The organism is Streptomyces sp. NPDC048696, from assembly GCF_043198895.1.
In the GTDB taxonomy this organism is placed as follows: domain Bacteria; phylum Actinomycetota; class Actinomycetes; order Streptomycetales; family Streptomycetaceae; genus Streptomyces.
The window spans coordinates 43584-70538 of sequence record NZ_JBICVJ010000017.1; the positions used below are offsets into that span (position 1 = coordinate 43584).

General features: G+C 71.6%; 26 protein-coding genes. 19 read left to right on the plus strand and 7 right to left on the minus strand.

The window, feature by feature from the left end; genetic code table 11:
• The first annotated feature begins 104 nt into the window (after positions 1-104).
• Positions 105-953, plus strand: a complete 849-nt coding sequence (locus tag ACGFRG_RS29775) for a sulfurtransferase (RefSeq protein ID WP_361426141.1) — start codon at positions 105-107, stop codon at positions 951-953.
• Between the two features lie 93 nt (positions 954-1046).
• On the opposite strand, the gene sepH is transcribed toward ACGFRG_RS29775, so the two are convergent.
• Complete coding sequence (sepH, locus tag ACGFRG_RS29780; RefSeq protein WP_361426144.1) at positions 1047-2075, minus strand: septation protein SepH; 1029 nt, start codon at positions 2073-2075, stop codon at positions 1047-1049.
• Positions 2076-2572: 497 nt separating this feature from the next.
• On the opposite strand from sepH, the gene ACGFRG_RS29785 reads away from it, so the two are divergent.
• Positions 2573-3394 carry a hypothetical protein gene (locus ACGFRG_RS29785; RefSeq protein WP_361426147.1) on the plus strand — a complete coding sequence of 274 codons (822 nt, stop codon included), beginning with the start codon at positions 2573-2575 and terminating at the stop codon, positions 3392-3394.
• Between the two features lie 3 nt (positions 3395-3397).
• Here the strand turns inward: ACGFRG_RS29785 and ACGFRG_RS29790 are convergent, their stop codons facing one another.
• Positions 3398-4708, minus strand: coding sequence for a D-arabinono-1,4-lactone oxidase (locus ACGFRG_RS29790; RefSeq protein ID WP_393268858.1), 1311 nt, complete (start codon positions 4706-4708; stop codon positions 3398-3400).
• Positions 4677-5912 carry an MFS transporter gene (locus ACGFRG_RS29795; RefSeq protein WP_361426153.1) on the minus strand — a complete coding sequence of 412 codons (1236 nt, stop codon included), beginning with the start codon at positions 5910-5912 and terminating at the stop codon, positions 4677-4679. Before ACGFRG_RS29795 ends, ACGFRG_RS29790 begins: the two co-directional genes overlap by 32 nt.
• Before the next feature lie 189 nt (positions 5913-6101).
• On the opposite strand from ACGFRG_RS29795, the gene ACGFRG_RS29800 reads away from it, so the two are divergent.
• Complete coding sequence (locus ACGFRG_RS29800) at positions 6102-7253, plus strand: ferrochelatase (RefSeq protein ID WP_393268862.1); 1152 nt, start codon at positions 6102-6104, stop codon at positions 7251-7253.
• Between the two features lie 9 nt (positions 7254-7262).
• Positions 7263-8078 (plus strand): inositol monophosphatase family protein, encoded by an 816-nt coding sequence (locus tag ACGFRG_RS29805; RefSeq protein WP_393268865.1) that lies wholly within the window; start codon positions 7263-7265, stop codon positions 8076-8078.
• Positions 8079-8174: 96 nt separating this feature from the next.
• Here ACGFRG_RS29805 and ACGFRG_RS29810 read toward each other — a convergent pair whose 3' ends face one another.
• Positions 8175-8348 (minus strand): hypothetical protein, encoded by a 174-nt coding sequence (locus ACGFRG_RS29810; protein ID WP_361426162.1) that lies wholly within the window; start codon positions 8346-8348, stop codon positions 8175-8177.
• A gap of 386 nt (positions 8349-8734) precedes the next feature.
• Between ACGFRG_RS29810 and ACGFRG_RS29815 the strand changes: the two genes are divergently transcribed.
• The 4 genes from ACGFRG_RS29815 (at position 8735) to ACGFRG_RS29830 (ending at position 12327) form a co-directional block, all read left to right on the plus strand.
• Positions 8735-9388 (plus strand): response regulator transcription factor, encoded by a 654-nt coding sequence (locus ACGFRG_RS29815; protein ID WP_101390599.1) that lies wholly within the window; start codon positions 8735-8737, stop codon positions 9386-9388.
• A 5-nt stretch (positions 9389-9393) separates the two neighbouring features.
• The gene (locus ACGFRG_RS29820) at positions 9394-10641 is read left to right on the plus strand and encodes a HAMP domain-containing sensor histidine kinase (protein WP_361426165.1); all 1248 of its coding nucleotides are present in this window, start codon (positions 9394-9396) and stop codon (positions 10639-10641) included.
• A 393-nt stretch (positions 10642-11034) separates the two neighbouring features.
• A complete protein-coding gene (locus tag ACGFRG_RS29825) occupies positions 11035-11331 on the plus strand; it encodes a DUF4193 domain-containing protein (protein ID WP_067165176.1) in 297 nt (98 codons plus the stop codon).
• Between the two features lie 12 nt (positions 11332-11343).
• Positions 11344-12327 carry a hypothetical protein gene (locus tag ACGFRG_RS29830; protein WP_361426168.1) on the plus strand — a complete coding sequence of 328 codons (984 nt, stop codon included), beginning with the start codon at positions 11344-11346 and terminating at the stop codon, positions 12325-12327.
• 36 nt (positions 12328-12363) lie between these two features.
• Here ACGFRG_RS29830 and ACGFRG_RS29835 read toward each other — a convergent pair whose 3' ends face one another.
• On the minus strand, positions 12364-12819 hold the full coding sequence (locus ACGFRG_RS29835) for a DUF3093 domain-containing protein (RefSeq protein WP_393268871.1): 456 nt from the start codon (positions 12817-12819) through the stop codon (positions 12364-12366).
• 58 nt (positions 12820-12877) lie between these two features.
• Between ACGFRG_RS29835 and ACGFRG_RS29840 the strand changes: the two genes are divergently transcribed.
• From ACGFRG_RS29840 to ACGFRG_RS29880, 9 genes are all read left to right on the plus strand, one after another.
• Entirely contained in the window at positions 12878-13462 is a 585-nt protein-coding gene (locus ACGFRG_RS29840) for a PaaI family thioesterase (protein ID WP_361426174.1), read from the plus strand.
• Positions 13459-13986 carry a dUTP diphosphatase gene (gene dut / locus ACGFRG_RS29845; protein ID WP_361426177.1) on the plus strand — a complete coding sequence of 176 codons (528 nt, stop codon included), beginning with the start codon at positions 13459-13461 and terminating at the stop codon, positions 13984-13986. The genes ACGFRG_RS29840 and dut overlap by 4 nt, the downstream gene beginning before the upstream one ends.
• A 1-nt stretch (position 13987) precedes the next feature.
• A complete protein-coding gene (locus tag ACGFRG_RS29850) occupies positions 13988-14779 on the plus strand; it encodes a DUF3710 domain-containing protein (protein WP_361426180.1) in 792 nt (263 codons plus the stop codon).
• Positions 14780-14941: 162 nt separating this feature from the next.
• Positions 14942-16156: an alginate lyase family protein gene (locus ACGFRG_RS29855; RefSeq protein WP_393268876.1), complete on the plus strand. Its 1215-nt coding sequence runs from the start codon at positions 14942-14944 to the stop codon at positions 16154-16156.
• Positions 16157-16236: 80 nt separating this feature from the next.
• Entirely contained in the window at positions 16237-16974 is a 738-nt protein-coding gene (locus ACGFRG_RS29860) for an ABC transporter ATP-binding protein (RefSeq protein WP_393268879.1), read from the plus strand.
• A 178-nt stretch (positions 16975-17152) separates the two neighbouring features.
• Positions 17153-19696: a sensor histidine kinase KdpD gene (locus ACGFRG_RS29865; RefSeq protein ID WP_361426190.1), complete on the plus strand. Its 2544-nt coding sequence runs from the start codon at positions 17153-17155 to the stop codon at positions 19694-19696.
• Positions 19697-19727: 31 nt separating this feature from the next.
• Entirely contained in the window at positions 19728-20417 is a 690-nt protein-coding gene (locus tag ACGFRG_RS29870) for a response regulator (protein ID WP_361426193.1), read from the plus strand.
• Positions 20418-20519: 102 nt separating this feature from the next.
• The gene (locus tag ACGFRG_RS29875; protein ID WP_067165247.1) at positions 20520-20870 is read left to right on the plus strand and encodes an OB-fold nucleic acid binding domain-containing protein; all 351 of its coding nucleotides are present in this window, start codon (positions 20520-20522) and stop codon (positions 20868-20870) included.
• Positions 20871-20873: 3 nt separating this feature from the next.
• The gene (locus ACGFRG_RS29880; protein ID WP_361426196.1) at positions 20874-21617 is read left to right on the plus strand and encodes a DUF3159 domain-containing protein; all 744 of its coding nucleotides are present in this window, start codon (positions 20874-20876) and stop codon (positions 21615-21617) included.
• A 130-nt stretch (positions 21618-21747) separates the two neighbouring features.
• Here the strand turns inward: ACGFRG_RS29880 and ACGFRG_RS29885 are convergent, their stop codons facing one another.
• Together ACGFRG_RS29885 and ACGFRG_RS29890 are read right to left on the minus strand one after the other, a co-directional pair.
• Positions 21748-22425 carry a potassium channel family protein gene (locus tag ACGFRG_RS29885; RefSeq protein WP_393268881.1) on the minus strand — a complete coding sequence of 226 codons (678 nt, stop codon included), beginning with the start codon at positions 22423-22425 and terminating at the stop codon, positions 21748-21750.
• A complete protein-coding gene (locus ACGFRG_RS29890) occupies positions 22425-23093 on the minus strand; it encodes a TrkA family potassium uptake protein (RefSeq protein WP_361426202.1) in 669 nt (222 codons plus the stop codon). The genes ACGFRG_RS29885 and ACGFRG_RS29890 overlap by 1 nt, the downstream gene beginning before the upstream one ends.
• Positions 23094-23361: 268 nt before the next feature.
• Between ACGFRG_RS29890 and ACGFRG_RS29895 the strand changes: the two genes are divergently transcribed.
• On the plus strand, positions 23362-25413 hold the full coding sequence (locus ACGFRG_RS29895; RefSeq protein ID WP_361426205.1) for an APC family permease: 2052 nt from the start codon (positions 23362-23364) through the stop codon (positions 25411-25413).
• 154 nt (positions 25414-25567) lie between these two features.
• On the plus strand, positions 25568-26926 hold the full coding sequence (locus ACGFRG_RS29900) for a class I SAM-dependent RNA methyltransferase (protein ID WP_361426208.1): 1359 nt from the start codon (positions 25568-25570) through the stop codon (positions 26924-26926).
• Positions 26927-26955 lie beyond the last annotated feature (29 nt).

Here is a 26955-nt window from a genome sequence, read left to right on the forward strand (position 1 = left end):
CGCGCCGTTTTTGGCGCGTTCCCGCAGGAGGGATGCCCACTTTGGCATTTCTCATCCGTTTCGCGCCCATGACGTTGCGGCGGGCACTGCGCGAGGATGGCCCCATGAACGCCATCATCAGCGCATCCGAACTGGCGAGCGAGCTGGCCGGGACGCGGCCGCCGGTCCTGCTCGACATCCGCTGGCAGTTGAGCCTGGCCAAGGCGGCCGGCGCCGCCCCCTTCGACGGCCGGGCCGAGTACGCGGCCGGGCACATCCCCGGCGCGGTCTTCGTCGACCTCGACGCGGAGCTCGCCGCCCCGCCCGGCCCGGCCGGGCGCCATCCGCTGCCCGATGTCGCCGCCTTCGGGGCGGTGATGCGCCGCGCGGGCGTGTCGGCCGGGACGCCGGTGGTCGTGTACGACGGCGGCCAGGGCTGGGCGGCCGCGCGCGCGTGGTGGCTGCTGCGCTGGACGGGGCACCAGGACGTACGGGTCCTCGACGGCGGCCTCGCCACCTGGAGCGGCCCGCTCTCCACCGAGCTCCCGACGCCCGCCGAGGGCGACTTCGAGCCCGTGCCCGGCGCGCTGGGGCTGCTCGACGCGGACGCGGCGGCCGCCCTCGCCCGCTCGGGGCTGCTCCTGGACGCCCGGGCGGGGGAGCGCTACCGGGGCGAGGTCGAGCCGATCGACCGCGTCGGCGGCCACATCCCGGGCGCGGTCTCGGCGCCGACCACCGAGAACGTCGGCCCCGACGGGCGCTTCCTGGCCGCCGACGTCCTCGCCGACCGCTTCAAGGCGCTGGGCGCCTCCGGCACCGAGGTCGGCGTCTACTGCGGCTCCGGGGTCTCCGGCGCCCATGAGGTGCTGGCCCTGGCGGTCGCGGGCATCCCCGCCGCGCTCTACGCGGGCTCCTGGTCGCACTGGTCCTCGGACGAGTCGCGCCCGGTGGCGACCGGCCCCGACCCGCAGTAGCGCATGTGCACCGAGGGGCCCGCGCCGCGCGCGGGCCCCTCGGGTCGTACGGGCTTCCCCTACGGGGAAGCGACAGCCTGCGCGCAGGCGCGGCTACTCCTGTTTCTTGCGGCGCGTGCCGAAGACGATCTCGTCCCAGCTCGGCACGGCGGCGCGGCGCCCGGGCCGGACGCCGTCCGCCTCGGCCTGGCGGTCGGTCGTGCCGGTGAGCCGGTCGCGGTGACCGCTCACCGAGCGCGGCATCAGGACATCGGCGTACGCGGCGCCCGCACCCGCCGAGGCGGCGGGCGCCGGCGGCTCCTCGACCTCCGGCTCGGCCTCGGGCTCGCTCGCCGGCGGCTCGGGCGGGGCGGCGGGCCGCTCGGGCACGACCATGTCGCCCCGGAAGCTGGGCACCGCCTCCAGGAGGCTGGTGAGCGAGTCGCTCTCGTCCGCCACCGGCTCCGGCGCGGTGGGCCGCTCCAACTGCCGGTCCAGGGCGCGGTCCAGCGGCCGGTCCCGGGGCAGCCGGGCGATCCTGGGCACGAACGGGAAGCTCGGCTCGGGGGTGTCGTCGCTCTCGCCGATCAGCGAGCGGGCCTCGTCGTCGACGGCCTGGACGAGACGGCGCGGCGGGTCGTACGTCCAGCTCGCCGCGTGCGGCTCGGTGGCCACGCGGTAGACGAGCAGGACTTCCCAGGTGCCGTCGTCGCGGCGCCAGGAGTCCCACTGGACGCTGTCCTTGTCGGCGCCGCGCAGCAGCAGCCGCTCCTGGACCGCCTCGCCGAGCTGCGGTCCGGTGTTCTCGCCGGGACGCCGGACCGGGGTCTTGCGGGCCCGCTCGGCCATGAAGGCGCGCTCCGCGAGCACCGGGCCCTCGAAGCGGCGCACCCGGTCGACGGGGATCCCGGCGAGCTGGGCGACCTCTTCGGCCGAGGCACCGGCTCGTATACGCGCCTGGATGTCGCGCGGCCGGAGGTGGCTCTCCACCTCGATCTCGATCTGGCCCAGGCGAGCACGGTCGTTGCGCACGGCGGCGCGCAGCCGCTCATCGATCGGAAGCGTGTATTCCGTGCTGTCCGCAGCCTTGAGCACCAGTCGTGTGCCGTCGTTGGAGACGGCCACGACACGCAGTTCGGGCATGGGGACCTCCCGGGTGGTGCCTGCCGACGTCACCTGCGTCGCTGCTTCCGCTAGTCGAGTGTGGCCTGCCCGGGTTCAGCCTGCCACAACATTGCCGAGTTGCCCGGCGTGTCGGGCATGTGCCCTGGTACGCCGTTATGGCACGGTTACCTGTTTGCAACGCAGAGTGACCGATGTGGTCGCTCCACCAGCAGGCGCCCGTACGGTGCCACGGCTCCGCCGGTTCGAGTGCCGCTTTCGGCCCCCTCCCGCAGGACCCGGAAACCCGTGAGGGAGACCAGGCCCAGGGCTCGCCACAGTACTCCATTCGGGCCACCTGGGTGGACCGCCGCGCCGCCGAAGTTCTCCCGGGGGGCGGGAGTTGGACGCCGTGCGCCGTGACGACACGTACTTCGTACGTGTCGTGCTTCACACAATCGCCAGAAACGGAACTATTCGCTTCGCCCATAGGTCCCCTCTACGTACAAGCTGGCGGAGAAGGGCGAACAGAGGCTCAGATGGGTGAGAAGCCGGATACCGGGACGAAGCAGGACGAGAAGCGCCTCGACCTGAGCGTCCCCCAGGTCGCGGGCAGTGCGCTCGCGGCGATCGCGGCCGCCGTGCTCGCCTCCAAGCTCGGCGTCTACGGGACGATCCTCGGCGCCGGTGTGGTGAGCATCGTCGCCACCTGTGGCGGCACGGTCTTCCAGCATCTGTTCCGGCGGACCGGGGAGCAGCTGCGCGACGTCACCGTCCAGGCGATCCCGAAGGCCCGTCAGTCGCCGGGACTGCCCGCGTACGAGGAGACGCGCCAGGGGGAGTTCGGCGCGGCCACCGTCCACGGCACCCGGATCCGGGGCTGGAAGCGGTCCGCGCTCGGCGCCGCCGTCGTCTTCGTCATCGCGATGGCGGGCATCACCACGTACGAACTGGCGTCGGGCGGGGAGCTGAGCGGCGGCAAGGGCGGCACCACCTTCGGCTCGGTGGTCAGCGGCGGCGGCGCCAGGTCGTCGGACAAGGCGCCGGAGACCGACCGCGACAACCGGCGCACCCCGGACACCGGCACCGACGGCGGGCAGCCGTCCTCCAAGGACCCGGGGCAGGGCGGCGGTTCGACGTCCGGCACCAGCGGTACGTCCGGCGGCTCGACCGGCACCAGCCCCTCGCCCACCCCGTCCACCTCGCCCGGCACCACCACCGGCGGCCAGGGCACGACCGGCGGCACCCCGAGCCCGCCGCCCTCCCCGTCCCCGAGCGGCGACACCGGCAAGGGGACGGCCGACGGCGGCACAGGTGCGACCCCGTCCACCGGGTCCTCCGCGACCCCGCCCGCCGCCTGAGCGTCAGTCGCCGAGCACCCGCCGCAGATACGCGTTGGCGAACCGCCGCTCCGGGTCGAGCCGGTCGCGCAGGGCCGTGAACTCGCCGAAGCGCGGATAGGCCGCGGCGAAGTACTCGGCGTCGCGGGTGTGCACCTTGCCCCAGTGCGGGCGGCCGCCGTGCGCGGTCATGATCCGCTCCACGGCGGTGAAGTACGCCTGGTACGGCGTGCCCTTGTACATGTGCACGGCGATGTACGCGGTGTCCCGGCCGGACGCCGTGGAGAGCGCGATGTCGTCGGCCGGCGCCGTGCGCACCTCCACCGGGAAGCTCACCCGCAGCCCGGAGCGGTCGACCAGTGCCCGCACCTCGCGCAGCACGTCGACGACGGCCTCGCGCGCGACGGCGTACTCCATCTCCACGAACCGCACCCGGCGCGGACTTGTGAAGACCTTGTACGGAATGTCGGTGTACGTCCGGGCGGAGAGGGCGCGGCTGGAGATCCTGGCGATGGCCGGGATCGTCGCGGGCACGGCCCGGCCCAGTGAACAGGCCACCTGGAAGACCCCGTTGGAGAGCAGTTCGTCCTCGACCCAGCCGCTCACCCGGCCGGGCGGGGCGGCGGGGCCGGCGCTGCGGTTGTTGCGCTTGGTGTTGCAGTTGCCGGTGTGCGGGAACCAGTAGAACTCGAAGTGCTCGTTCTCCGCGAACAGTTCGTCGAAGTCGCCCGTCACCCGGTCGAACGTCATCGGCTCCTCGCGCGCGGTGAGCAGGAACTCCGGCTCCACGGCGAAGGTGATCGCGGTGACCACCCCGAGCGCCCCCAGACCGATCCGGGCGGCCGCGAAGACCTCCGGGTTCTCCTTGGCCGAGCAGGTGAGGAGCGAGCCGTCCGCGGTGACCAGCTCAAGGCCCGTGATCTGGGCGGCGATCGACGCCGATTCGCGGCCGGTGCCATGGGTGCCGGTCGCGGTGGCCCCGGCGACCGTCTGCTCCATGATGTCGCCCATGTTGGTGAGGGAGAGCCCCTCGCGCGCGAGGACCGCGTTCAAGCGCTTCAGGGGCGTGCCCGCCTCGACGGTCACGGTCATCGCCGTACGGTCGATCTCCCGTATGCCGGTGAGCAGATCGGGGCGTATGAGCACGCCGTCGGTGGCCGCCGCCGTGGTGAAGGAGTGGCCGGTGCCGACCGCCTTCACCTTCAGACCGTCCTCGGCGGCCCGGCGGACGACCGCGGCCACCTCGGCCGCCGAGGCGGGGGACACCTCCCGGACCGGTCGGGCCGTGACGTTGCCCGCCCAGTTACGCCACGTGCTGCTGCTCGCTCCGCTCATCTGCCAGCCCTTCCCGTCGCCGCGCCGGCCTGCGCAGCCGGCGGTACCCCGAGAACGCCACCGCGGCCGCGAGTGCTCCCGCCACGACGGGCACCAGATACCCCGAGCGCGCGCCCGCCGCGTCGACCGCCCACCCGGCGGCCGACGAACCGAGCGCCACACCGACCGCGAGCCCGGTACTGGTCCAGGTCATGCCCTCGGTGAGCTTGCTGCGCGGTACGTGCTGCTCGACGAGGGCCATGGTCGACACCATCGTCGGCGCGATGGACAGGCCCGCGACAAAGAGCGCCACGGCCAGGAACGGCAGGCTCCCGGCCAGTTGGAGCGGGATCATACTCACCGCCATCGCACACACGCCCACCAGCCACCTGGTGGCGATGGCGCCCTTGAACCGCAGCAGCCCGAACACCGCCCCCGCCAGACACGAGCCGAGCGCGTACGCCGCGAGCACCAGGCTGGCCGCCGCCTTGTGGCCCCGCTCGTCCGCGAAGGCCACGGTGACGACGTCGACCGCGCCGAAGATGGCGCCCGTCGCCACGAACGTGGCGACCAGGACCTTCAGGCCCGGGGAGCGCAGCGCCGAGCCGCCGCTGTGGTGCTCGCGCGGATGCGGGACGGGCTCGGTGGCGCGCTGGGAGGTCAGCCAGAAGACGCCGACGACCAGGAAGGCGGCCGCCATCAGCGGCCCCGCCTCGGCGAACCAGGCGGTGGAGAGCCCGATGGAGAGGATCGGGCCGACGATGAAACAGAGCTCGTCGACGATCGACTCCCAGGAGTACGCGGCGTGCAGGCTCTGGCCGTCGCCCCGGTAGATCTCGGCCCAGCGGGCCCGGACCATCGAGCCGACGCTCGGCACACAGCCCGCGGCCGCCGAGAACACGAACAGCGTCCAGTCCGGCGCCTTCTGCTGGGCGCAGACGAGCAGTCCGGCGACGGCGGCCACCGCGGCGAGCGTGGCGGGCCGCAGCACCCGGCGCTGCCCGTGCCGGTCGACGAGGCGCGAGATGTACGGGCCGAGCACCGCGGCCGACATGGCGAGCGTCGCCGAGAGCGCGCCGGCGAGCCCGTAGCGGCCGGTGAGCTGGGAGACCATCGTGACGACGCCGATGCCCATCATGGACAGCGGCATCCGCCCGAGCAGACCGGCGGCGGAGAACCCCAGGGCGCCGGGGGCGGCGAATATCGCGCGGTAGGGACTGGCCATGGGGGCTCCGGCTTCCGGCTCAACCGAGCAGTTAATTCCTAAACCTTACGGTGTTGAACTTACGGTGCAGAGTGGCGCGTGCGCACCACGTTTTCCGGGCGCCGTCCTCCCCGGGCGCCGATGCGGCCGGTTCGCCGTGCCCCGTTCCCGGTGCCCCGGTTGTCAGTGGCGGATGGCAGGATCGATGCCATGTCCGATCTGCGCGATCAAGCTCCAGGAGCGGCCCCCGAAGCGGCTCCGTACGACGCCCTGCTGCTGCTCTCCTTCGGCGGCCCGGAAGGTCCCGACGACGTGGTCCCGTTCCTGGAGAACGTGACGCGCGGCCGGGGCATCCCCCGGGAGCGGCTGAAGGAAGTCGGTCAGCACTACTTCCGGTTCGGCGGGGTCAGCCCCATCAACGAGCAGAACCGCGCCCTGCTCGACGCCCTGCGCAAGGACTTCGCGCAGAACAGCCTGGACCTCCCGGTCCACTGGGGCAACCGGAACTGGGCGCCGTACCTCACGGACACGCTGCGCGAGATGGCCCAGGCGGGCCACCGCCGCATCGCCGTGCTCACGACCAGCGCGTACGCGTCGTACTCGGGCTGCCGCCAGTACCGCGAGAACCTGGCGGACGCGCTGGCCGCGCTGGAGGCGGAGGGCATCGAGCCGCCCCGTGTCGACAAGCTGCGGCACTACTTCAACCACCCCGGTTTCGTGCGCCCGATGATCGACGGCGTGCTCGCCTCGCTGGCCGCGCTGCCCGAGGAGGTCCGCGCGGGCGCCCACCTCGCGTTCACCACGCACTCCATCCCCACCGCCGCCGCCGACACCTCCGGCCCGCTTCAGGAGCATGGGGACGGCGGCGCGTACGTGCGCGAGCACCTGGACGTGGCCCGCGTGATCGCCGACGCCGTCCGCGAGGAGACCGGCGTGGAGCGGCCCTGGCGGCTCGTCTACCAGTCCCGCTCCGGGGCCCCGCACATCCCGTGGCTGGAGCCGGACATCTGCGACCACCTGGAGGCGCTGCACGGGGACGGCGTCCCGGCGGTCGTGATGGTGCCCATCGGCTTCGTCTCGGACCACATGGAGGTCCTGTACGACCTCGACACGGAGGCCACGGCCAAGGCGGCCGAGCTCGGTCTGCCGATCGCCCGGTCGGCCACGGTCGGCGCGGACCCCCGGTTCGCCGCGGCCGTGCGCGAGCTCGTCCTGGAGCGGGCGGCGGCCGAGCGCGGGGAGCCGGTGGAGCGCTGCGCCCTGGGCGCGCTCGCCCCCTCGCACGACCTGTGCCCGGTCGGCTGCTGCCCCGCCCGGGCCCCGCGGCCCGCCGCGGCCGGCGCCGACAGCCCGTACGCGTAGGGAGCGACGATGACCGCCGAGAACACCGAACACACCGAGAACCGCGAACTTCTAGCGCTCGCCCTGGAGGCCGCCCGGCGGGCCGGGGCGCTGCTGCGCGACGGGCGCCCGGCCGACCTGGGCGTCGCCGCCACCAAGACGAGCCCGATCGACGTCGTCACCGAGATGGACATCGCGGCCGAGAAGCTGATCACCGGCTTCCTCGTCGAGCACCGCCCCGACGACGGCTTCCTCGGCGAGGAGGGCGCCTCCAGCGAGGGCACCAGCGGGGTGCGCTGGGTCATCGACCCGCTCGACGGAACCGTCAACTACCTTTACGGTCTGCCCACTTGGGCCGTCTCCATCGCCGCCGAGCGGGACGGGGTGCGGGTGGCGGGCGTGGTCGAGGTGCCGATGCGCGGCGAGACGTTCCACGCCGTGCTCGGCGGCGGCGCGTTCGTGGGCGAGCGGCCGCTGCGCTGCCGTCCGGCGGCCCCGCTCGCCCAGTCGCTGCTCGCGACCGGCTTCGCCTACGTCCAGTCGGTGCGGGCCCACCAGGCGGAGATCGCGGCCAAGCTGATCCCGCGGTTCCGTGACGTGCGGCGCGGGGGCTCGGCGGCGATCGACCTGTGCGACGTGGCGGCCGGACGCCTGGACGCGTACTACGAGCGCGGGCTCAACCCCTGGGACCTGGCGGCGGGCGACCTCATCGCGCGCGAGGCGGGCGCCCTGACCGGTGGGCGCCCGGGAGACCCGCCGTCGCGGGAGCTGACGATCGCGGCGAGCCCGGAGCTCTTCGCCCCGCTCCAGGCCCTCCTTGAGGAGTACGGCGCCTGGCACGACTGAGAGCCTGTCTTTGAACCCCCGCCTGCGCCCCGACGCCGGCGCGGACAGCGCGAACCCCCGGCACCGTCCCGCGGTGCCGGGGGTTCGCGTGCGTGCTCAGCTTGCCGTGGCCGCCACCTCGACGCCGTGTTCGGCGGCGAGACGATGGAGATCGTCGAGCTCGGCCTCTTCCACTTCCACGAGGAAGTCGTCGCCGTTCTCGCGGGCCCGCGTGAGGTCCGTCTCCGTGGCCCTTATGCGCTGCAGGAGTCCTGCGGTGAATGCGTCCATGGTGCGCCCCCTCGTCGTGGGTCGGTGGCACGGGGGTGTGCCGACGGTGGGTCACGATCAGGAGCAGCCTGTATGTGGCATGCCAGATACAGGGCGTGATCGCGGGTGTGCAGTCGTCCTCCCCAGGCCACGTCCCACAGAAACCTCAACTCGCGTGGGAATCCGGCGAATTCCGACGCCGACGGCGAAGCCGCAGGTCGGGGGGTGACTGTGCGACGGCACCGTCTTACCGCCGGTTTATGGCCGTAAGGGGCAGGATGGAAGCGCACAGTCACTGCTTCAGTGCCCACAGAACGGCCCACACGGGCTCAGGAGAACCGCCCGCGTGGGCCCACGTGCCCCCGGGGCACTGCGGCCCGCGAGGGCTCAGAGGAAGGAAAAGCGCCGTGCGCGTACTCGTCGTCGAGGACGAGCAGCTGCTCGCCGATGCGGTGGCCACCGGACTGCGCCGGGAGGCCATGGCCGTCGACGTCGTCTACGACGGCGCCGCCGCCCTGGAGCGCATCGGCGTCAACGACTACGACGTGGTCGTGCTCGACCGGGACCTCCCGCTGGTGCACGGCGACGACGTCTGCCGCAAGATCGTCGAGCTCGGGATGCCCACCCGGGTCCTGATGCTGACCGCCTCCGGCGACGTCAGCGACCGCGTCGAGGGCCTGGAGATCGGCGCCGACGACTATCTGCCCAAGCCCTTCGCCTTCAGCGAGCTCACCGCGCGCGTGCGGGCGCTGGGCCGCCGCACGACCGTGCCGCTGCCGCCCATCCTGGAGCGCGCCGGCATCAAGCTCGACCCGAACCGGCGCGAGATCTTCCGCGACGGCAAGGAGATCCAGCTGGCTCCGAAGGAGTTCGCGGTCCTGGAGGTCCTGATGCGCAGCGAGGGAGCCGTCGTCTCGGCCGAGCAGCTTCTTGAGAAGGCGTGGGACGAGAACACCGACCCGTTCACCAACGTGGTGCGTGTGACCGTCATGACGCTGCGCCGCAAGCTCGGCGAGCCGCCCGTCATCGTCACGGTGCCGGGCTCGGGATACCGGATCTGACCCCGATGGCCACGACCCCCGTGCCGCCACCGGCGGCGCCACCGAAACCGACCTGGGACCCCCGAGGGGCCGAGCCCCCGTTCCCGTGGGTGCGCCCGACCATCCGGATACGGCTCACGCTGCTCTACGGCGGCATGTTCATGATCGCTGGCATCCTGCTGCTCTCGATCATCTACCTGCTCGCGGCGACGGCCCTGCACTCGGCCAACGAGCTGCCCTTCAAGCTGCTCCCCGAGAGCAAGATCCAGCTGACCAGCAACTCGTGCCCGGCGCTCACCCCCGGCCTGTCGGCCGACGAGGCGAACGCCGCGCTGAAGGCGTGCGTCGCCGAGCAGCGCCAGCACGCGCTGGACGACCTGCTGACCCGCTCGCTGATGGCGCTCGTCGGCCTCAGCGTCATCGCGTTCGCGTTCGGATACGCGATGGCCGGCCGCGTCCTGTCGCCGCTGGGCCGGATCACCCGCACCGCCCGCCGGGTGGCCGGGACCGACCTGACCCGGCGGATCGAGCTGGACGGTCCGGACGACGAGCTCAAGGAGCTCGCCGACACCTTCGACGACATGCTGGACCGCCTGGAGCGGGCCTTCACCGCCCAGCAGCGGTTCGTGGCGAACGCCTCGCACGAGCTCAGAACCCCGCTCGCGATCAACCGCACGCTCCTGGAGGTCCACCTCTCGGATCCCGGGGCGCCCGTGGAGCTCCAGCAGCTCGGCAAGACGCTGCTGGCCACCAACGAGCGCAGCGAGCAGCTGGTGGAGGGCCTGCTGCTGCTCGCCCGCAGCGACAACGAGATCGTCGACCGCAAGCCCGTCGACCTCGCCGAGGTCGCCTCCCGCGCCATCGACCAGGCGCGCGGGGAGGCCGAGGCCAAGGGCGTGGAGATCCGCGGCGAGCGGGCGCCCGCCGTGGTCCAGGGCAATGGCGTCCTGCTGGAGCGGATCGCGCTGAACCTGGTGCAGAATGCGGTGCGCTACAACGTCCGCGAGGACGGCTGGGTCTCGGTGACCACCGAGCTCCAGCAGGGACAGGCGGTCCTGCTGGTCTCGAACACGGGGCCGGTGGTTCCCGCGTACGAGATCGACAACCTCTTCGAGCCGTTCCGAAGGCTGCGCACGGAGCGCACGGGCAGCGACAAGGGGGTCGGGCTCGGGCTTTCCATCGCGCGATCCGTCGCGCGGGCCCACGGAGGCCGTATCATCGCGGAGCCCCGCGAGGGCGGCGGCCTCGTGATGCGTGTCACCATGCCAGTTTGAGATGCTTTTCGATGCCGTCGAGAAGTTCGCTTTGAGCGGAATTTTCGGGACCCGTTCCGAAGTTGTCCGTGTGTGATCAATCACAAGGGCAAATTTCCGGCCATCTACTCTCCGTGATCATTGCCTCCGCCGGAAAACCGGGAAAAGTCCGGGTTTCCGGGGGGCGAGATCACGGGAAGTACACGGGGTGACGCCCGTGAAGTGCGACATTCGGACCGTGTACGGTCCCGATCGCCATCCAAGACGATCACTCTTGAGGAGTGCGGCTGGGTGTCGATTGAGTAACAGACCTTGATGTGAGGCAAAATCTCCGCCTCGGGTCGGGCACAAGTCCGGCCTCTCACGCGTTACGTGCGCTGGAGACACCGCAACCACCCAGAGGGGGAGAGCGACATGGCAACGGACTACGACACCCCACGCAAGACCGATGACGACGTCGATTCCGACAGCCTTGAGGAACTGAAGGCCCGCCGGAACGACAAGTCCGCCTCGGCGGTCGACGTCGACGATTTCGAGGCCGCGGAGGGCATGGAACTGCCCGGCGCGGACCTCTCCAACGAGGAGCTCGCCGTTCGGGTCCTGCCCAAGCAGGCCGACGAGTTCACCTGCATGAGCTGCTTCCTCGTGCACCACCGCAGCCAGCTGGCCCGGGAGAAGAACGGTCAGCCGATCTGCCGCGACTGCGACTGATCAGGCACGTCCGTGAAAGGCGGGGAAGGCGCCGAACCGCCCCGGAAGCGACCGTTCCGGCGAAAGGGTGCCCCGGGTACGCCCGAGGCGTCACAGGGCGGCACAGGCCCGGCAGAGGGCGTCCAGACGCCCGTCGAGCCCTCCGCCCTCCCTGCGGAGAGCTCTGCCGCTCGTGCACGTGACGACGAGCGGGGCCGGCCGGCCTCGCTCGAAGCAGTACCGGACGACCAGGCGGGGCCCGCGGCCGGGGCCCGACGCCTGGGCGCCCTGGGAAAAGCCGCCGCCCACAAAGGCGTACCGGCACTGAAGAACGGGGTGCGCAAGAGCGGCGCGAGCGCGAAGGCAGGGCTTGGCCACCTCGCCGATCGCGTCATCGAGATCGCCCCGCGCATTCCGGTGCGCGACCTGGCGACGTTGCGCCGCCACTTTCCGGGTCTCGGCCCGGAGGAAATCGCCGACAAACTCATCACCGGCGCCGCGAACGCCACCTCGGCGGTGGGCGCGGGAATCGGCGCCGCCGCGATGCTGCCCGTTCCGCCCGCGATGCCGGCCGAGCTGGCGGCGGAGGTCACCGGAGTCGCGGCCATCGAGCTCAAGCTGATCGCCGAGCTCCACGAGGTCTACGGAATGCGGCCGTCCGGAAATCTCACCCAGCGCTCCACGGCGTATCTGACGTCCTGGACCGAGGAGCGGGGTGTCCGGGTGACCAAGCCGTCGACCGTGAACGTCGCGCTCGGCGGGCAGATGAAGCGCGAGCTGCGTCAGCAGATCATGAAGCGCATGATGCGCAATGTGCCGAACCTGACGCCGTTCATGGTCGGGGCGGCGGTGGGCGCCGTGATGAACCGGCGCGATACGAAGAAGCTCGCCGCGCATGTCCGTGCGGATCTGCGCGCCCGGCAGGTGCCGTGGGACGCGCTGCCCGAACTTCCGCCGCTGGAGCAGCCCGCCGACCCGCTGCGGCCGGGCGAGCTGCCCAAGGAGCTCGGCCGTTAGCCGCCTGGGGGCCCGCGGCGCCCCAGGGGCGGGGTGCTACGCCCGCACCGCGTCCAGCGCCGCCTTCAGCGCCTGCGGGTCCCTCGTCGACAGGTAGACGTACGGGGTCGGGTCCTCGGGGTCGGTGACCGTCACCCGTACCGCCGTCGGGATGTAGCTGCGGAGCAGCATGAACGCGCGGGGGTCGGCCTTGTGCAGCCGCCAGGCCCGGGCCTCCTCCGCGTCCAGGACCTCCGGTTCGCCCAGTGCCGTCACCGGGATCCTGGCGTCGCCCGCGACCAGGGTGCCGGCGACGACCCGGATGCGCACCGAGCCGTACGAACTCACCACCACGGCGGCCGCGGCGGTGCCTCCGATGAGGCCGCCGAGGAGGGGCAGGCCGCCGAGCGGCAGCAGCATCAGCGCGCACGCGACGCCCACCAGGGCGGCGATCGTCCACCAGGAGCGGGGCGCGGTGAGGCGTTCGGTGTACTGAGGGGCGTTCGGCTGCATGACAGCAAGCTTGGCACGACGCGCTTCGCGCCCGGGAGCGCGGGTAAGGTCAGCGGCTGTGACTGCTAGATCTGCGTCCCTGACGCCCCCGGCCGACGCCGCGCCGCCGGTCAGGCACCCCGGCGCGCCCGCCCCGGGAGAGCTGCTCGGCGCGCACTACGAGCACTGCTTCGGCTGCGGCGGCGGACAGCCCCACGGGCTGCACCTCCAGGCGCGGGCCGGTGAGGGCGTGCGGGTGACCGCCGAGTTCACCGTGCGCCCCGCCCACCAGGGCGCCCCCGGCCTCGCGCACGGCGGGGTGCTCGCCACCGCGCTCGACGAGACGCTCGGCTCGCTGAACTGGCTGCTCCAGACCATCGCCGTGACCGGCCGCCTGGAGACCGACTTCGTGCGTCCGGTGCCGGTGGACACCGTGCTGTTCCTGGAGGCCGAGGTCACCGCCGTGTCCGGGCGGAAGATCTACTCCACCGCGACCGGCCGGATAGGCGGCCCCGACGGGCCCGTGGCGGTCCGGGCCGACGCGCTGTTCATCGAGGTGAAGGTGGACCACTTCATCGACAACGGCCGTGCCGAGGAGATCCAGGCCGTCATGTCCGACCCCGACCAGGTCAGGCGCGCCCGCGCCTTCGAGGTGAACCCGTGACCCGTAATCCCGTAGACGTCCTCATCCGCCGTGTCGACCCGGAGGTGCCGATTCCGGCGTACGGGCACCCCGGTGACGCCGGCGTCGACCTCGTGACCACCGAGGCCGCCGAACTCGCTCCGGGGGAGCGGGCCGTGCTGGCGACGGGGGTGAGTATCGCCCTGCCCGACGGGTACGCGGCCTTTGTGCATCCGAGGTCCGGCCTGGCCGCACGCTGCGGTGTCGCCCTGGTGAATGCCCCGGGGACGGTGGATGCCGGGTACCGTGGGGAAATCAAGGTGATCGTGGTCAATCTCGACCCGCGCGAGAGCGTGCGGTTCGAGCGATTCGACCGGATTGCCCAACTGGTCGTCCAGCAGGTCGAGAAGGTGCGCTTCCACGAGGTGGCGGAGCTTCCCGGCTCGGCGCGGGCCGAGGGGGGCTTCGGTTCCACTGGCGGTCATGCCGCGGTGGGCAGGGCCCTCGGCAGTGAACAGGGTGGGAATCGATACGCTTCGGTCGTATCCGACCGGGAAGGACAGTGACGTGTTCGGACGTCGCAAGAAGAGCGGATCCGCCGAGGACATGGCGGGCGAGGCCGAGCAGGTCGTCGACGGCATCGATGCTGAAGGCGCCGATGCCGACTACGCCGACGATGCCGCCGACGAGGACGGGCCGCGTAGGGTGAACCTGCCGCCGGCCCCCCGGCCGGACGGTCCGTGGGACATCTCCGAGGTGTCGGAGGCCGGCGAGGGCCGGGTCGACCTGGGCGGCCTGTTCGTCCCCGGGGTCGAGGGCATGGAGCTGCGGGTCGAGGTCGCGGGCGACGCGATCGTGGCGGCCACCGTCGTGCTGCGCGACAGCGCGGTGCAGCTGCAGGCCTTCGCGGCCCCCAAGAACGAGGGGATCTGGGGCGAGGTCCGCGAGGAGATCGCCTCCGGCATCACCCAGCAGGGCGGGATCATCGACGAGGTCGAGGGTCCGCTGGGCTGGGAGCTGCGGGCCCAGGTGCCGGTGCAGCTGCCGGACGGGACCAACGGGGTGCAGCTGGTCCGCTTCGTGGGCGTGGACGGGCCGCGCTGGTTCCTGCGCGGTGTCATCTCCGGCCAGGGCGCGGTGCAGCCGCAGGCCGCGGGCCTGCTTGAGCAGATCTTCCAGGACACGGTCGTCGTCCGCGGCGAGGGCCCGATGGCCCCGCGCGACCCGATCGTCCTGAAGCTCCCGGAGGACGCGCAGATGATGCCCGACGGCGTCCAGCAGGAGGAGCAGGAGGGCTCGCGCTTCTCCGGCGGCATGGGCCAGCTCCAGCGCGGCCCGGAGATCACCGAGGTGCGCTGACCCGACAACGGGTTGAACCGATGGGCCGTACCCCTACGCGGGGTGCGGCCCATTTGGCGTCTGCATTCTTGACGTGTCCATAACCGCCCCCTAGGTTCACGGGCCATCACGAGCGTTCAAAAGGACGCCCATCGTTCATGTACAAGAACGGATGGCCCCCACATGCCCCCACGCTCAGCCCACCGCAGGCACCGCACCGCAGGCGCGCTGCTCGCGGCCACAGCGCTGCTCGGCGTCACCGTCGGCCTCACCACCACGACCCGCCCCGCAACCGCGGCTCCCGCCCCGACCGGCTTCGTCCACCCCGGCGTCCTCGACTCCCGCGCCTCCCTCGACTTCGCCCGCGAGCAGGTCGACGCCGGAGCGCAGCCCTGGAAGAGCGCGTACGAGCAACTGGCGGCCAGCCCGTACGCCTCGCTCGACCGGACGGCGAAGCCCCGCGCGGTCGTGGAGTGCGGCTCGTACTCCCACCCCAACCACGGCTGCACCGACGAGCGCGAGGACGCCCTCGCCGCGTACACCGACGCGCTTGCCTGGTACATCACCCAGGACAGCCGGTACGCGAAGAAGGCGATTGAGCTCATGGACGCCTGGTCGGGCGTCCTCACCGCCCACACCAACTCCAACGCGCCCCTCCAGACCGGCTGGGCGGGCTCGGTGTGGCCGCGCGCCGCCGAGATCGTCCGGGCCACGTACGACGGCGGCTGGGTCGACCAGGGCCGGTTCGCCACCATGCTGCGCACGGTCTATCTGCCCGAGGTGATCAACGGCTCGAACTCCAACGGCAACTGGGAGCTGTCGATGACGGAGGCCGCCGTCGGCATCTCCGTCTTCCTGGACGACCGCACCTCGTACGACAGGGCCATGGCCAGGTTCCGTACCCGCGCCGCCGCCTATGTCTACCTCGCCTCGGACGGGGCGCTGCCCAGGACCGTGCCCTCTCAGCACCTCGACACCCGGGACAAGATCGTCGCGTACTGGCAGGGGCAGTCCACCTTCGTCACCGGCCTCACGCAGGAGACCTGCCGCGACTTCACCCACACCGGATACGGCATCTCCGCGATCTCGCACGTCGCCGAGACCAGCCGTATCCAGGGCCAGGACCTCTACTCGACGGACGTCGGCGAGCGGCTGCGGCAGGCGCTCGGCTTCCAGGCCACCTACGAGCTGGGCGCGGCGGTGCCCGGCTGGCTCTGCGGCGGCAGCGTCAAGCGCGGCCTCGGCCCGGTCACCGAGGTCGGCTACAACGCCCTGCACAACCGGCTCGGCATCGCCATGGCCCACACGCAGACGCTCACCGAGCAGAACCGTCCGGCCGGATCCGACAACCTCTTCGTCGCCTGGGAGACGCTGACGCACGGCGACAACCCGAACTGATCCACAGCCATTGCCCGGCCGGGCGCGGTCCGCCCATACTGGCGCCCGGCGGGGCATCACGGACGTACGGGGGAGCGGGCATGAGCGAGAGCACCAGCGGACGCGGCGGCGCGGCGGCGCTCGCCGAGGAGCCGGGCGCCGGTCCGATGGTCCGCGTCGAGGGCCTGCGCCGCTCGTACGGCGAGGGCGCGGCCGCCGTGCACGCGCTGCGCGGGGTCTCCTTCGAGGTGCCGCGCGGGGAACTCGTCGCGCTCAAGGGCCGCTCGGGCTCCGGCAAGACGACCCTGCTCAACCTGGTCGGCGGGCTCGACCGGCCGGACGGGGGCAGCGTCAGCGTCGACTCCACGGATCTGGCCGGGCTCGGCGAGGACGGTCTGCTCGCGCTGCGCCGCGACCGTATCGGCTTCATCTTCCAGTCCTTCGGACTGATACCGATCCTCAGCGCCGCCGAGAACGTCGGCGTGCCGATGCGGCTGCGCCGGACCGATCCCGCCGAGCGCGACGCGCGCGTGGAGCTGCTGCTCGGGCTCGTCGGGCTCGCCGACCACGCCCAGCAGCGGCCCGGCGAGCTCTCCGGCGGCCAGCAGCAGCGGGTCGCCATCGCCCGCGCGCTCGCCAACCGGCCCGCCCTCCTGATCGCCGACGAGCCGACCGGCCAGCTGGACGCCGAGACCGGCCTCGCGGTGATGGAGCTGCTGCGCGCGGTGGTGCGCAGCGAGGGCGTCACGGCCCTCGTCGCCACCCACGACACCCAGCTCCTGGGCCTGGCGGACCGGGTCCTGGAGCTCAGCGACGGACAGATCATCGACCACGGCTGACCGTTCACCGACCACGGCTGACCGGATCGTCGACCACGGCTGACGCCCGCCGCCCCGCCCGCGCCATCAGAATCGCGTCAATACGCACGCCAGGCCACCCCCCGGTCCGATTTGCCCGGATCGGTGGCCGTAAGGTCTGCATCGCGTACGCAGCGATTTCCTGAAAGACAATGGGGCCATGGCACGCGGCAAGCTTCGGATATACCTCGGTTCGGCACCGGGCGTCGGCAAGACGTACGCGATGCTGTCCGAGGGCCACCGGCGTGTGGAGCGCGGCACGGACTGCGTGGTCGCGTTCGTGGAGCACCACGGCCGCCCGCGCACCGAGGTGATGCTGCACGGCCTGGAGCAGATCCAGCGCCGCGAGATCGAGTACCGCGGCTCGGCCTTCACCGAGATGGACGTCGACGCGGTCCTGGAGCGCAGACCCGCCGTCGCGCTGGTCGACGAGCTCGCCCACACCAACGTCCCCGGCTCGCGCAACACCAAGCGCTGGCAGGACGTCGAGGAGCTGCTCCAGGCGGGCATCGACGTCGTCTCGACCGTCAACATCCAGCATCTGGAGTCGCTGGGCGATGTCGTCGAGTCGATAACCGGCGTACGCCAGCGCGAGACCGTGCCCGACGAGGTGGTGCGGCGCGCGGACCAGATAGAGCTCGTCGACATGTCGCCGCAGGCGCTGCGCCGCCGGATGGCGCACGGCAACATCTACAAGTCCGACAAGGTCGACGCGGCCCTGTCCAACTACTTCCGCCCCGGCAATCTGACCGCGCTGCGCGAGCTCGCGCTGCTGTGGGTCGCCGACCGGGTCGACGAATACCTCCAGCAGTACCGGGGCGAGCACAACATCCGCTCCACCTGGCAGGCCCGTGAGCGGATCGTCGTCGGACTGACCGGCGGACCCGAGGGCCGCACCCTGATCCGGCGCGCGGCCCGCATGGCCGCCAAGGGCTCCGGCAGCGAGATCCTCGCGGTGTACGTGGCCCGCAGCGACGGCCTGACCTCGGCCTCGCCCAAGGAGCTGGCCGTCCAGCGCACCCTGGTCGAAGACCTCGGCGGATCGTTTCACCACGTCATAGGCGACGACGTGCCCGCCTCCCTGCTCGAATTCGCCCGGGGCGTCAACGCCACCCAGATCGTCCTCGGCTCCAGCCGCCGCAAGACCTGGCAGTACATGTTCGGGCCGGGCGTCGGCGCGACCGTCGCCCGGGACTCGGGGCCCGACCTCGACGTCCACATCGTCACCCACGACGAGGTGGCCAAGGGGCGCGGGCTGCCGGTGGCACGCGGCGCACGCCTGGGGCGGGCCCGGATCATCTGGGGCTGGGCGGCCGCGGTCGTCGGGCCGGTCCTGCTGTCCCTGCTGCTCACCAACGTCGACGCGGACCTCGGGCTCGCCAACGACATGCTGCTGTTCCTGACGCTGACGGTGGCCGCCGCGCTGCTCGGCGGGCTGGTCCCGGCGCTCGCCTCGGCGGCCGTCGGCTCGTTCCTGCTGAACTACTACTTCACCCCGCCGATCCACAAGATCACGATCGCCGACCCGAAGAACATCGTGGCCATCGTGATCTTCGTGTTCGTGGCGGTCGCGGTGGCCTCCGTCGTCGACCTCGCGGCCCGCCGCACCCACCAGGCGGCCCGGCTGCGCGCCGAGTCCGAGATCCTGTCGTTCCTGGCCGGCAGCGTGCTGCGCGGCGAGACCACCCTGGACGCCCTCCTGGAGCGGGTCCGCGAGACCTTCGCCATGGAGTCCGTGGCCCTGCTTGAGCGCGCGAGCGACGTCGAGCCGTGGACCTGCGCGGGCAGCGTCGGCCCGCACCCCGTCGCCCGGCCCGAGGACGCCGATGTCGACATGCCCGTCGGCGACCACATGGCGCTCGCCCTGAGCGGCCGGGTGCTGCCCGCCGAGGACCGCCGGGTGCTCGGCGCCTTCGCCGCCCAGGCCGCCGTGGTGCTGGACCGCCAGCGCCTGGTGGACGAGGCCGAGGAGTCCCGCAAGCTCGCCGAGGGCAACCGCATCCGCACCGCGCTGCTCGCCGCCGTCAGCCACGACCTGCGCACCCCGCTCGCCTCCATCAAGGCGGCCGTCACCTCGCTGCGCTCCGGTGACGTCGAGTGGTCCGAGGAGGACGAGGCCGAGCTGCTCGCGGGCATCGAACACGGCGCCGACCGGCTCGACCACCTCGTCGGCAACCTGCTCGACATGTCCCGCCTCAACACCGGCACCGTCGTCCCGATCATCCGCGAGATCGACCTCGACGAGGTGGTCCCGATGGCGCTCGGCGGCGTCCCCGAGGACAGCGTGGAGCTGGACATCCCCGAGACCCTGCCGATGGTCGCCGTCGACCCCGGCCTCCTTGAGCGGGCCGTGGCCAACATCGTCGAGAACGCCGTCAAGTACAGCCCCGACGCCGTCCCCGTCGTCGTCGGCGCCAGCGCGCTCGGCGACCGCGTGGAAGTGCGCGTCGCCGACCGCGGCCCCGGCGTGCCCGACGAGAGCAAAGAGCGGATCTTCGAGCCCTTCCAGCGGTACGGTGACGCTCCGCGCGGCGCCGGCGTCGGACTGGGGCTCGCGGTCGCCCGGGGATTCGTCGAGTCGATGGGCGGCACCCTCACCGCCGAGGACACCCCCGGCGGCGGTATGACCATGGTTCTGACCCTCAAGGCGGTGCCCGGCCCCAGCCCGGTCGTCGCCGACCTCTCCGCCCAGGTCACCTCATGACCCGCGGCCCTCGACAGAAAGCAGGACCCGCATGACCCGGGTGCTCGTGGTGGACGACGAGCCGCAGATCGTCCGAGCGCTGGTGATCAACCTCAAGGCACGGAAGTACGAGGTGGACGCGGCCCCCGACGGGGCGACCGCGCTCCAGCTCGCCGCCGCCCGCCACCCCGACGTGGTCGTCCTCGACCTCGGCCTGCCCGACATGGACGGCGTCGAGGTGATCAAGGGACTGCGCGGCTGGACCCGGGTCCCGATCCTGGTGCTCTCGGCCCGCCACACCTCGGACGAGAAGGTCGAGGCGCTGGACGCGGGCGCCGACGACTACGTCACCAAGCCGTTCGGCATGGACGAACTGCTCGCCCGGCTGCGGGCGGCGGTCCGGCGGGCCGAGCCGGTCGGCGGCGAGGGCGCGGACGACGTGGTGACCGTGGAGACCGAGGGCTTCACCGTCGACCTGGCCGCGAAGAAGGTCCACAGGGACGGGCGGGACGTACGCCTCACGCCCACCGAGTGGCACCTCCTGGAGGTGCTGGTGCGCAACACCGGCCGCCTGGTCAGCCAGAAGCAGCTCCTCCAGGAGGTCTGGGGGCCGTCCTACGGCACCGAGACGAACTATCTGCGCGTGTACATGGCCCAGCTGCGCCGCAAGCTGGAGCTGGACCCCGCGCACCCCAGGCACTTCATCACCGAGCCGGGGATGGGCTACCGCTTCGAGGCGTGAGCCCAGGGCGGCGCGGGCTGCTCCCGTGTCGGTGGGGGCCGGTACGCTTTCTGTATGAGTGCTGACCTTGGAACCGAGAAGCGCGCGGGGCGGTTCCGCCGGATGCTCGACCGGCTGTCCACCTCGCAGGAGGAGCTGCACTCCGCGGAACTGCAGGAGGACACGCAGGCCACGGGGTGCACGCGCATCTCCGACTGCGACGACCGCCAGATAGTCAAGGTGACTGGTACCTTGCGGACGGTCACCCTGCGTCCGAGGGCGGGCGTTCCGGCGCTGGAGGCCGAGCTCTTCGACGGCACCGCCCCGCTGGACGTGGTGTGGCTGGGACGGCGCTCGATCGTGGGCATCGAGCCCGGCCGCAAGCTCATCGCCTCGGGCCGGATCTCGATGAGTCACGGCCGGCGGGTGCTGTTCAACCCCAAATACGAACTGCGACCGCTCGGACAGGAGTAGCCGGTGACGTCAGTCGACAAGCCGACCACCACGACCGCCGCACGGCACGCGCGCACCGCGCCCGACACCGACGCGGACGCCAAAGCCGTCACCGAGGCAGCCCTCTTCGAGGCGTTCGGCGGCGTGCGCGGCATGGTGGAGACGTGCCTGCCCGGGCTCCTCTTCGTCACGATCTTCACGGTCAACAAGGACCTGCACAGCTCGGCGATCGCCGCCGTCGCGGTCTCGCTGCTGCTCCTGGTGGTCCGCCTGGCCCGCAAGGACACGGTCAAGCACGCCTTCAGCGGCGTCTTCGGCGTGGCTTTCGGCGTGGTCTTCGCGATGATGACCGGCAACGCGAAGGACTTCTATCTGCCGGGCATGCTCTACACCCTCGGCCTGGCCGTCGCGTACCTGGTGACGACGGTCTGCGGCGTCCCGCTGATCGGCCTGATCCTGGGCCCGGTCTTCAAGGAGAACCTGTCCTGGCGGACCCGCAACCCGGGCCGCAAGAAGGCGTACGCGAAGGCGAGTTGGGCCTGGGGCCTGATCCTGCTCGCCAAGTGCGCGGTCCTGTTCCCGCTCTACTGGTGGGCCAACACATCCCAGTTGGGCTGGGTCCTGATCGCCCTGAAGATCCCCCCGTTCCTGCTCGCGGTCTGGCTGACCTGGATCTTCCTGGCCAAGGCCCCACCGCCCATCGACGTGTTCGCGGAGATGGAAGCGGAGGAAGAGGCCGCGAAGGCGGCGAAAGCCGCCGAGAGCTGATGGCGCGAAAAGGGGCCCGGGGTGCGATACGCACCCCGGGCCCCTTTTCGCGCCCTTGGGGGCGCGGGGAACTGCGCGACCAGCCATAGACGGCCCGCAGCCAAAACACGACCGCCCCCCGCCCGTGAGGTCAGCTCGCAGAGTCCTCGCGGCGGACCGACAAAAGATCCTCCAGCTGCTCCTCCCGCGCCTGCGCCGCCACGAACAGCAGCTCGTCACCCGCCTCCAGCGTCTCCTCCGACGTCGGAGTGAGCACCCGGGTGCCCCGGATGATCGTGACCAGCGAGGTGTCCTCGGGCCAGGCGACATCGCCGACCTGAGTGCCCGCCAGCGCCGACTCCGGCGGCAGCGTCAGCTCGACCAGGTTGGCGTCGCCGTGGCTGAAGCGCAGCAGCCGTACGAGGTCGCCGACGCTCACCGCCTCCTCGACCAGCGCCGACATCAGACGCGGGGTCGAGACGGCGACGTCGACGCCCCACGACTCGTTGAACAGCCACTCGTTCTTCGGGTTGTTGACCCGGGCGACCACGCGCGGCACGCCGTACTCGGTCTTCGCGAGCAGCGAGACGACCAGGTTCACCTTGTCGTCGCCGGTGGCCGCGATGACCACGTTGCAGCGCTGCAGCGCCGCCTCGTCCAGCGAGGTGATCTCGCAGGCATCGGCGAGCAGCCACTCCGCCTGCGGCACCCGCTCCACCGAGATGGCGGTGGGCGCCTTGTCCACGAGAAGGACCTCGTGGCCGTTCTCCAGCAGCTCGCCCGCGATGGAACGACCCACCGCGCCGGCCCCGGCAATCGCGACGCGCATCAGTGACCGCCCTCCTCGGGACCCTGGGCGAAGGCCGCCTCGACCTTCTCGACCTCGTCCGTACGCATCATCACGTGGACCAGGTCACCCTCCTGCAGAACCGTCTGGGAGGTCGGCAGTACCGCTTCGCCCAGCCGGGTGAGGAACGCGACGCGTACGCCGGTCTCCTCCTGCAACTTGCTGATCTTGTGGCCGATCCAGGCGGTGGAGGTGTGCACCTCCGCCAGCTGGAGCGCGCCGCTCGGGTCGCTCCACAGCGGTTCCGCGCCGGACGGCAGCAGCCGCCGCAGCATCTGGTCGGCGGTCCAGCTGACCGTGGCGACCGTGGGAATGCCGAGCCGCTGGTAGACCTCGGCGCGGCGCGGGTCGTAGATACGGGCCGCGACGTTCTCGATCCCGAACATCTCACGGGCCACCCGGGCCGCGATGATGTTGGAGTTGTCGCCGCTGGAGACGGCCGCGAACGCGCCCGCCTCCTCGATCCCGGCTTCCCGCAGGGTGTCCTGGTCGAAGCCGACACCGGTGACCCGGCGCCCGCCGAACCCGGAACCGAGCCTGCGGAAGGCGGTGGGGTCCTGGTCGACCACGGCGACCGTGTGCCCCTGCTGCTCCAAGGTCTGCGCGAGAGCGGCTCCCACTCGCCCGCAGCCCATGATGACGATGTGCACGTCCCCTCACATACTTCCTTGTCGGCGGTGCCCGGTGACGAGCTTATGCGGCGAGCGGCGGGATGTACTCACCAGCGTCCGTACTTCCCCACGGCGTCCCCTCGGCGACGCCCCGCCGCGCAAGCTGAGACGCATGAAACCGAAGTGGCGTTCATCGCCACCGGGAACCGGCCCGTGACAGTCCTGTGAGCGGCTGTGGACCGGGTGATGGACACTATCGGGTGGCCCGGGTCAAGACCTCCATACGGAACCCTTACGCTTCTCTGTTGTGTCCAAACTGACCGACGTGCCCAAACGGATCCTGATCGGCCGGGCGCTGCGCAGCGACAAGCTGGGAGAAACGCTCCTCCCCAAGCGCATCGCGCTCCCCGTCTTCGCGTCCGACCCGCTCTCGTCCGTTGCGTACGCGCCCGGAGAAGTCCTCCTGGTGCTCTCCGTGGCGGGTGTGTCGGCGTACCACTTCAGCCCCTGGATCGCGGTCGCGGTCGTGGTGCTGATGTTCACCGTGGTCGCCTCGTACCGGCAGAACGTGCACGCCTACCCCAGCGGCGGCGGCGACTACGAGGTCGCCACCACCAACCTCGGCCCCAAGGCCGGGCTCACGGTGGCCAGCGCGCTCCTCGTCGACTACGTCCTGACCGTCGCCGTCTCGATCGCCTCCGGCATCGAGAACCTGGGCTCGGCGGTCCCGTTCGTCGTCGAGCACAAGGTGCTCTGCGCCGTGGTCGTCATCGTGCTGCTCACGCTGATGAACCTGCGCGGGGTCAAGGAGTCGGGCAACCTCTTCGCCATCCCGACCTATGTGTTCGTCGGCGGCGTCTTCATCATGATCGCGTGGGGCGCCTTCCGGGGCCTGGTCCTCGACGACACCATGAAGGCCCCGACGGCCGACTACACCATCCACGCCGAGCACCAGGGCCTCGCGGGCTTCGCGCTCGTCTTCCTGCTGCTGCGCGCCTTCTCCTCCGGCTGTGCCGCGCTCACCGGCGTCGAGGCGATCAGCAACGGCGTCCCGGCCTTCCGCAAGCCGAAGTCGAAGAACGCGGCGACCACGCTGGCCCTCATGGGCGGCCTCGCGGTCACGATGTTCTGCGGCATCATCGCGCTGGCCATGGTCACCAAGGTGCGGATGGCCGAGAAGCCCGCCTCCGACCTGCTCAGCAACGGCGTCCCGGTCGGCTCCGGCTATGTGCAGAACCCGGTGATCTCGCAGGTCGCCGAGGCCGTCTTCGGCAAGGGGAACTTCCTCTTCATCATCCTGGCGGCCGCCACCGCGCTGGTGCTCTTCCTGGCCGCGAACACCGCGTACAACGGCTTCCCGCTGCTCGGCTCGATCCTCGCGCAGGACCGCTACCTGCCGCGCCAGCTGCACACCCGCGGCGACCGGCTCGCGTTCTCCAACGGCATCGTGCTGCTCGCCGGGGCCGCGGCCCTGCTCACGGTGATATACGGCGCCGACTCGACCCGGCTGATCCAGCTCTACATCGTCGGCGTCTTCGTCTCCTTCACACTCAGCCAGACCGGCATGGTCCGGCACTGGAACCGGCACCTCGCCACCGAGCAGGACCCGGCCAAGCGCCGCCACATGGTCCGCTCCCGTGCGATCAACGCCTTCGGCGCCTTCTTCACCGGCCTCGTCCTGGTCGTCGTCCTCGCCACCAAGTTCACCCACGGCGCGTGGGTCGCCCTGCTGGGCATGGTGATCTTCTACGGGACGATGACCGCGATCCGGAAGCACTACGACAAGGTCTCGGACGAGATCGCGGCGGCCGAGGAGCACCCGGACGAGTACGTCCGCCCCTCCCGCGTCCACTCCGTGGTCCTCGTCTCCAAGCTCCACAAGCCGACGCTGCGCGCGCTGGCCTACGCCAAGCTGCTCCACGCCAACCAGCTGGAGGCGATCAGCGTCAGCGTGGACGCGGAGGAGACCAAGGCGCTCAAGGCCGAGTGGGAGCGGCGCGGCATCGACGTACCGCTGAAGATCATCGACTCGCCGTACCGCGAGATCACCCGCCCGGTCATCGAGTACGTCAGGGGCCTGCGCCGCGAGAGCCCGCGCGACGCGGTCAGCGTGTACATCCCCGAGTACGTGGTGGGCCACTGGTACGAGCATCTGCTGCACAACCAGAGCGCACTGCGCCTGAAGGGCCGGCTGCTCTTCACGCCGGGCGTGATGGTGACGTCCGTCCCGTACCAGCTCCAGTCCTCCGAGGCCGCCAAGAAGCGGGCCCGCAGGCGGCAGGAGTGGAACGCGCCGGGTTCGGTGCGGCGCGGCCCGGTCGCGGCGCAGCGATCCAAGGAGCAGAGCGCCAAGAAGTGACCCGCCGCGTATATGGCGACGGTCGAGCGGTCGGCCCGGCCGACGGGCCACACGTAGCGTTCGGCCCGACCGATCGGCACACGTAGACTGAGGGGCTGTCGTCCGTACGCGGACGGCGGCCCCTCATCCCTGGTACCTCTGGAGTCCCCCCGCCATGCAGAACGAGTCCGATTCCTCGTCTTCCGCTTCGTCTTCGCTGGTCGGGGAGGAGTACGAGGTCGAGGTCGGCCCCGTCGCGCACGGCGGCCACTGCATCGCCCGCACGGAGCAGGGCCGCGTCCTGTTCGTGCGGCACGCGCTGCCCGGCGAGAAGATCGTCGCCCGGGTGACCGAGGGCGAGGAGGATTCCCGCTTCCTGCGCGCGGACGCCGTGCGGATCATCGAGGCGTCGAAGGACCGGGTCGAGGCGCCGTGCGTGTTCGCGGGCCCCGGCAAGTGCGGCGGCTGCGACTGGCAGCACGCCAAGCCCGGCGCCCAGCGCCGCCTCAAGGGCGAGGTGATCGCCGAACAGCTCCAGCGGCTCGCCGGGCTCACCCCCGAGGAGGCCGGCTGGGACGGCACGGTCATGCCCGCCGAGGGCGACAAGCTGCCCGCCGGCGAGGTCCCGGCGTGGCGCACCCGCGTCCAGTACGCCATCGACGAGGACGGCCGGGCGGGCCTGCGCAAGCACCGCTCGCACGACGTCCAGGTGATCGACCACTGCATGATCGCCGCGCCCGGGGTCACCGAGCTCGGCATCGAGAAGCGCGAGTGGCCGCAGATGGAGTCGGTCGAGGCGATCGCCGCGACGGGCTCGCACGACCGCCAGGTGGTCCTGACCCCGCGCCCCGGCGGCCGTCTGCCCCTGGTGGAGCTCGACAAGCCGGTCTCGGTGCTGCGGGTGGAGGAGAAGGACGGCGGCGTGCACCGCGTGCACGGCCGCGCGTTCGTGCGCGAGCGCGCCGGTCTGGACGCCGACGAGCGCACCTACCGCGTCGGCATGGGCGGCTTCTGGCAGGTCCACCCGCAGGCCGCCAACACGCTGGTGAAGGCCGTGATGCAGGGCCTGATGCCGCGCAAGGGCGAGATGGCGCTGGACCTGTACTGCGGCGTCGGCCTGTTCGCGGGCGCGCTGGCCGACCGCGTGGGCGAGCAGGGCGCGGTGCTGGGCATCGAGTCCTCCAAGCGCGCGGTGGAGGACGCCCGCCACAACCTCGCGGACCTGCCCCGGGTCCGCGTCGAGCAGGGCAAGGTCGAACAGGTCCTGCCCCGCACGAAGATCACCGAGGCGGACCTGATCGTCCTCGACCCGCCGCGCGCGGGAGCGGGCAAGCAGACGGTGAAGTACCTCGCGGCCCTGGGCGCCCGCCGCATCGCCTACGTGGCCTGCGACCCGGCGGCCCTGGCCCGCGACCTGGCGTACTTCGCGACGGGCGGGTACAAGGTGCGGACGCTGCGGGCGTTCGATCTTTTTCCGATGACGCATCACGTGGAGTGCGTGGCGATCCTTGAGCCTGTTGAGAAGGGCCGCTGATCTGCGGTTTCTCTGGGTGTGCGGCACGT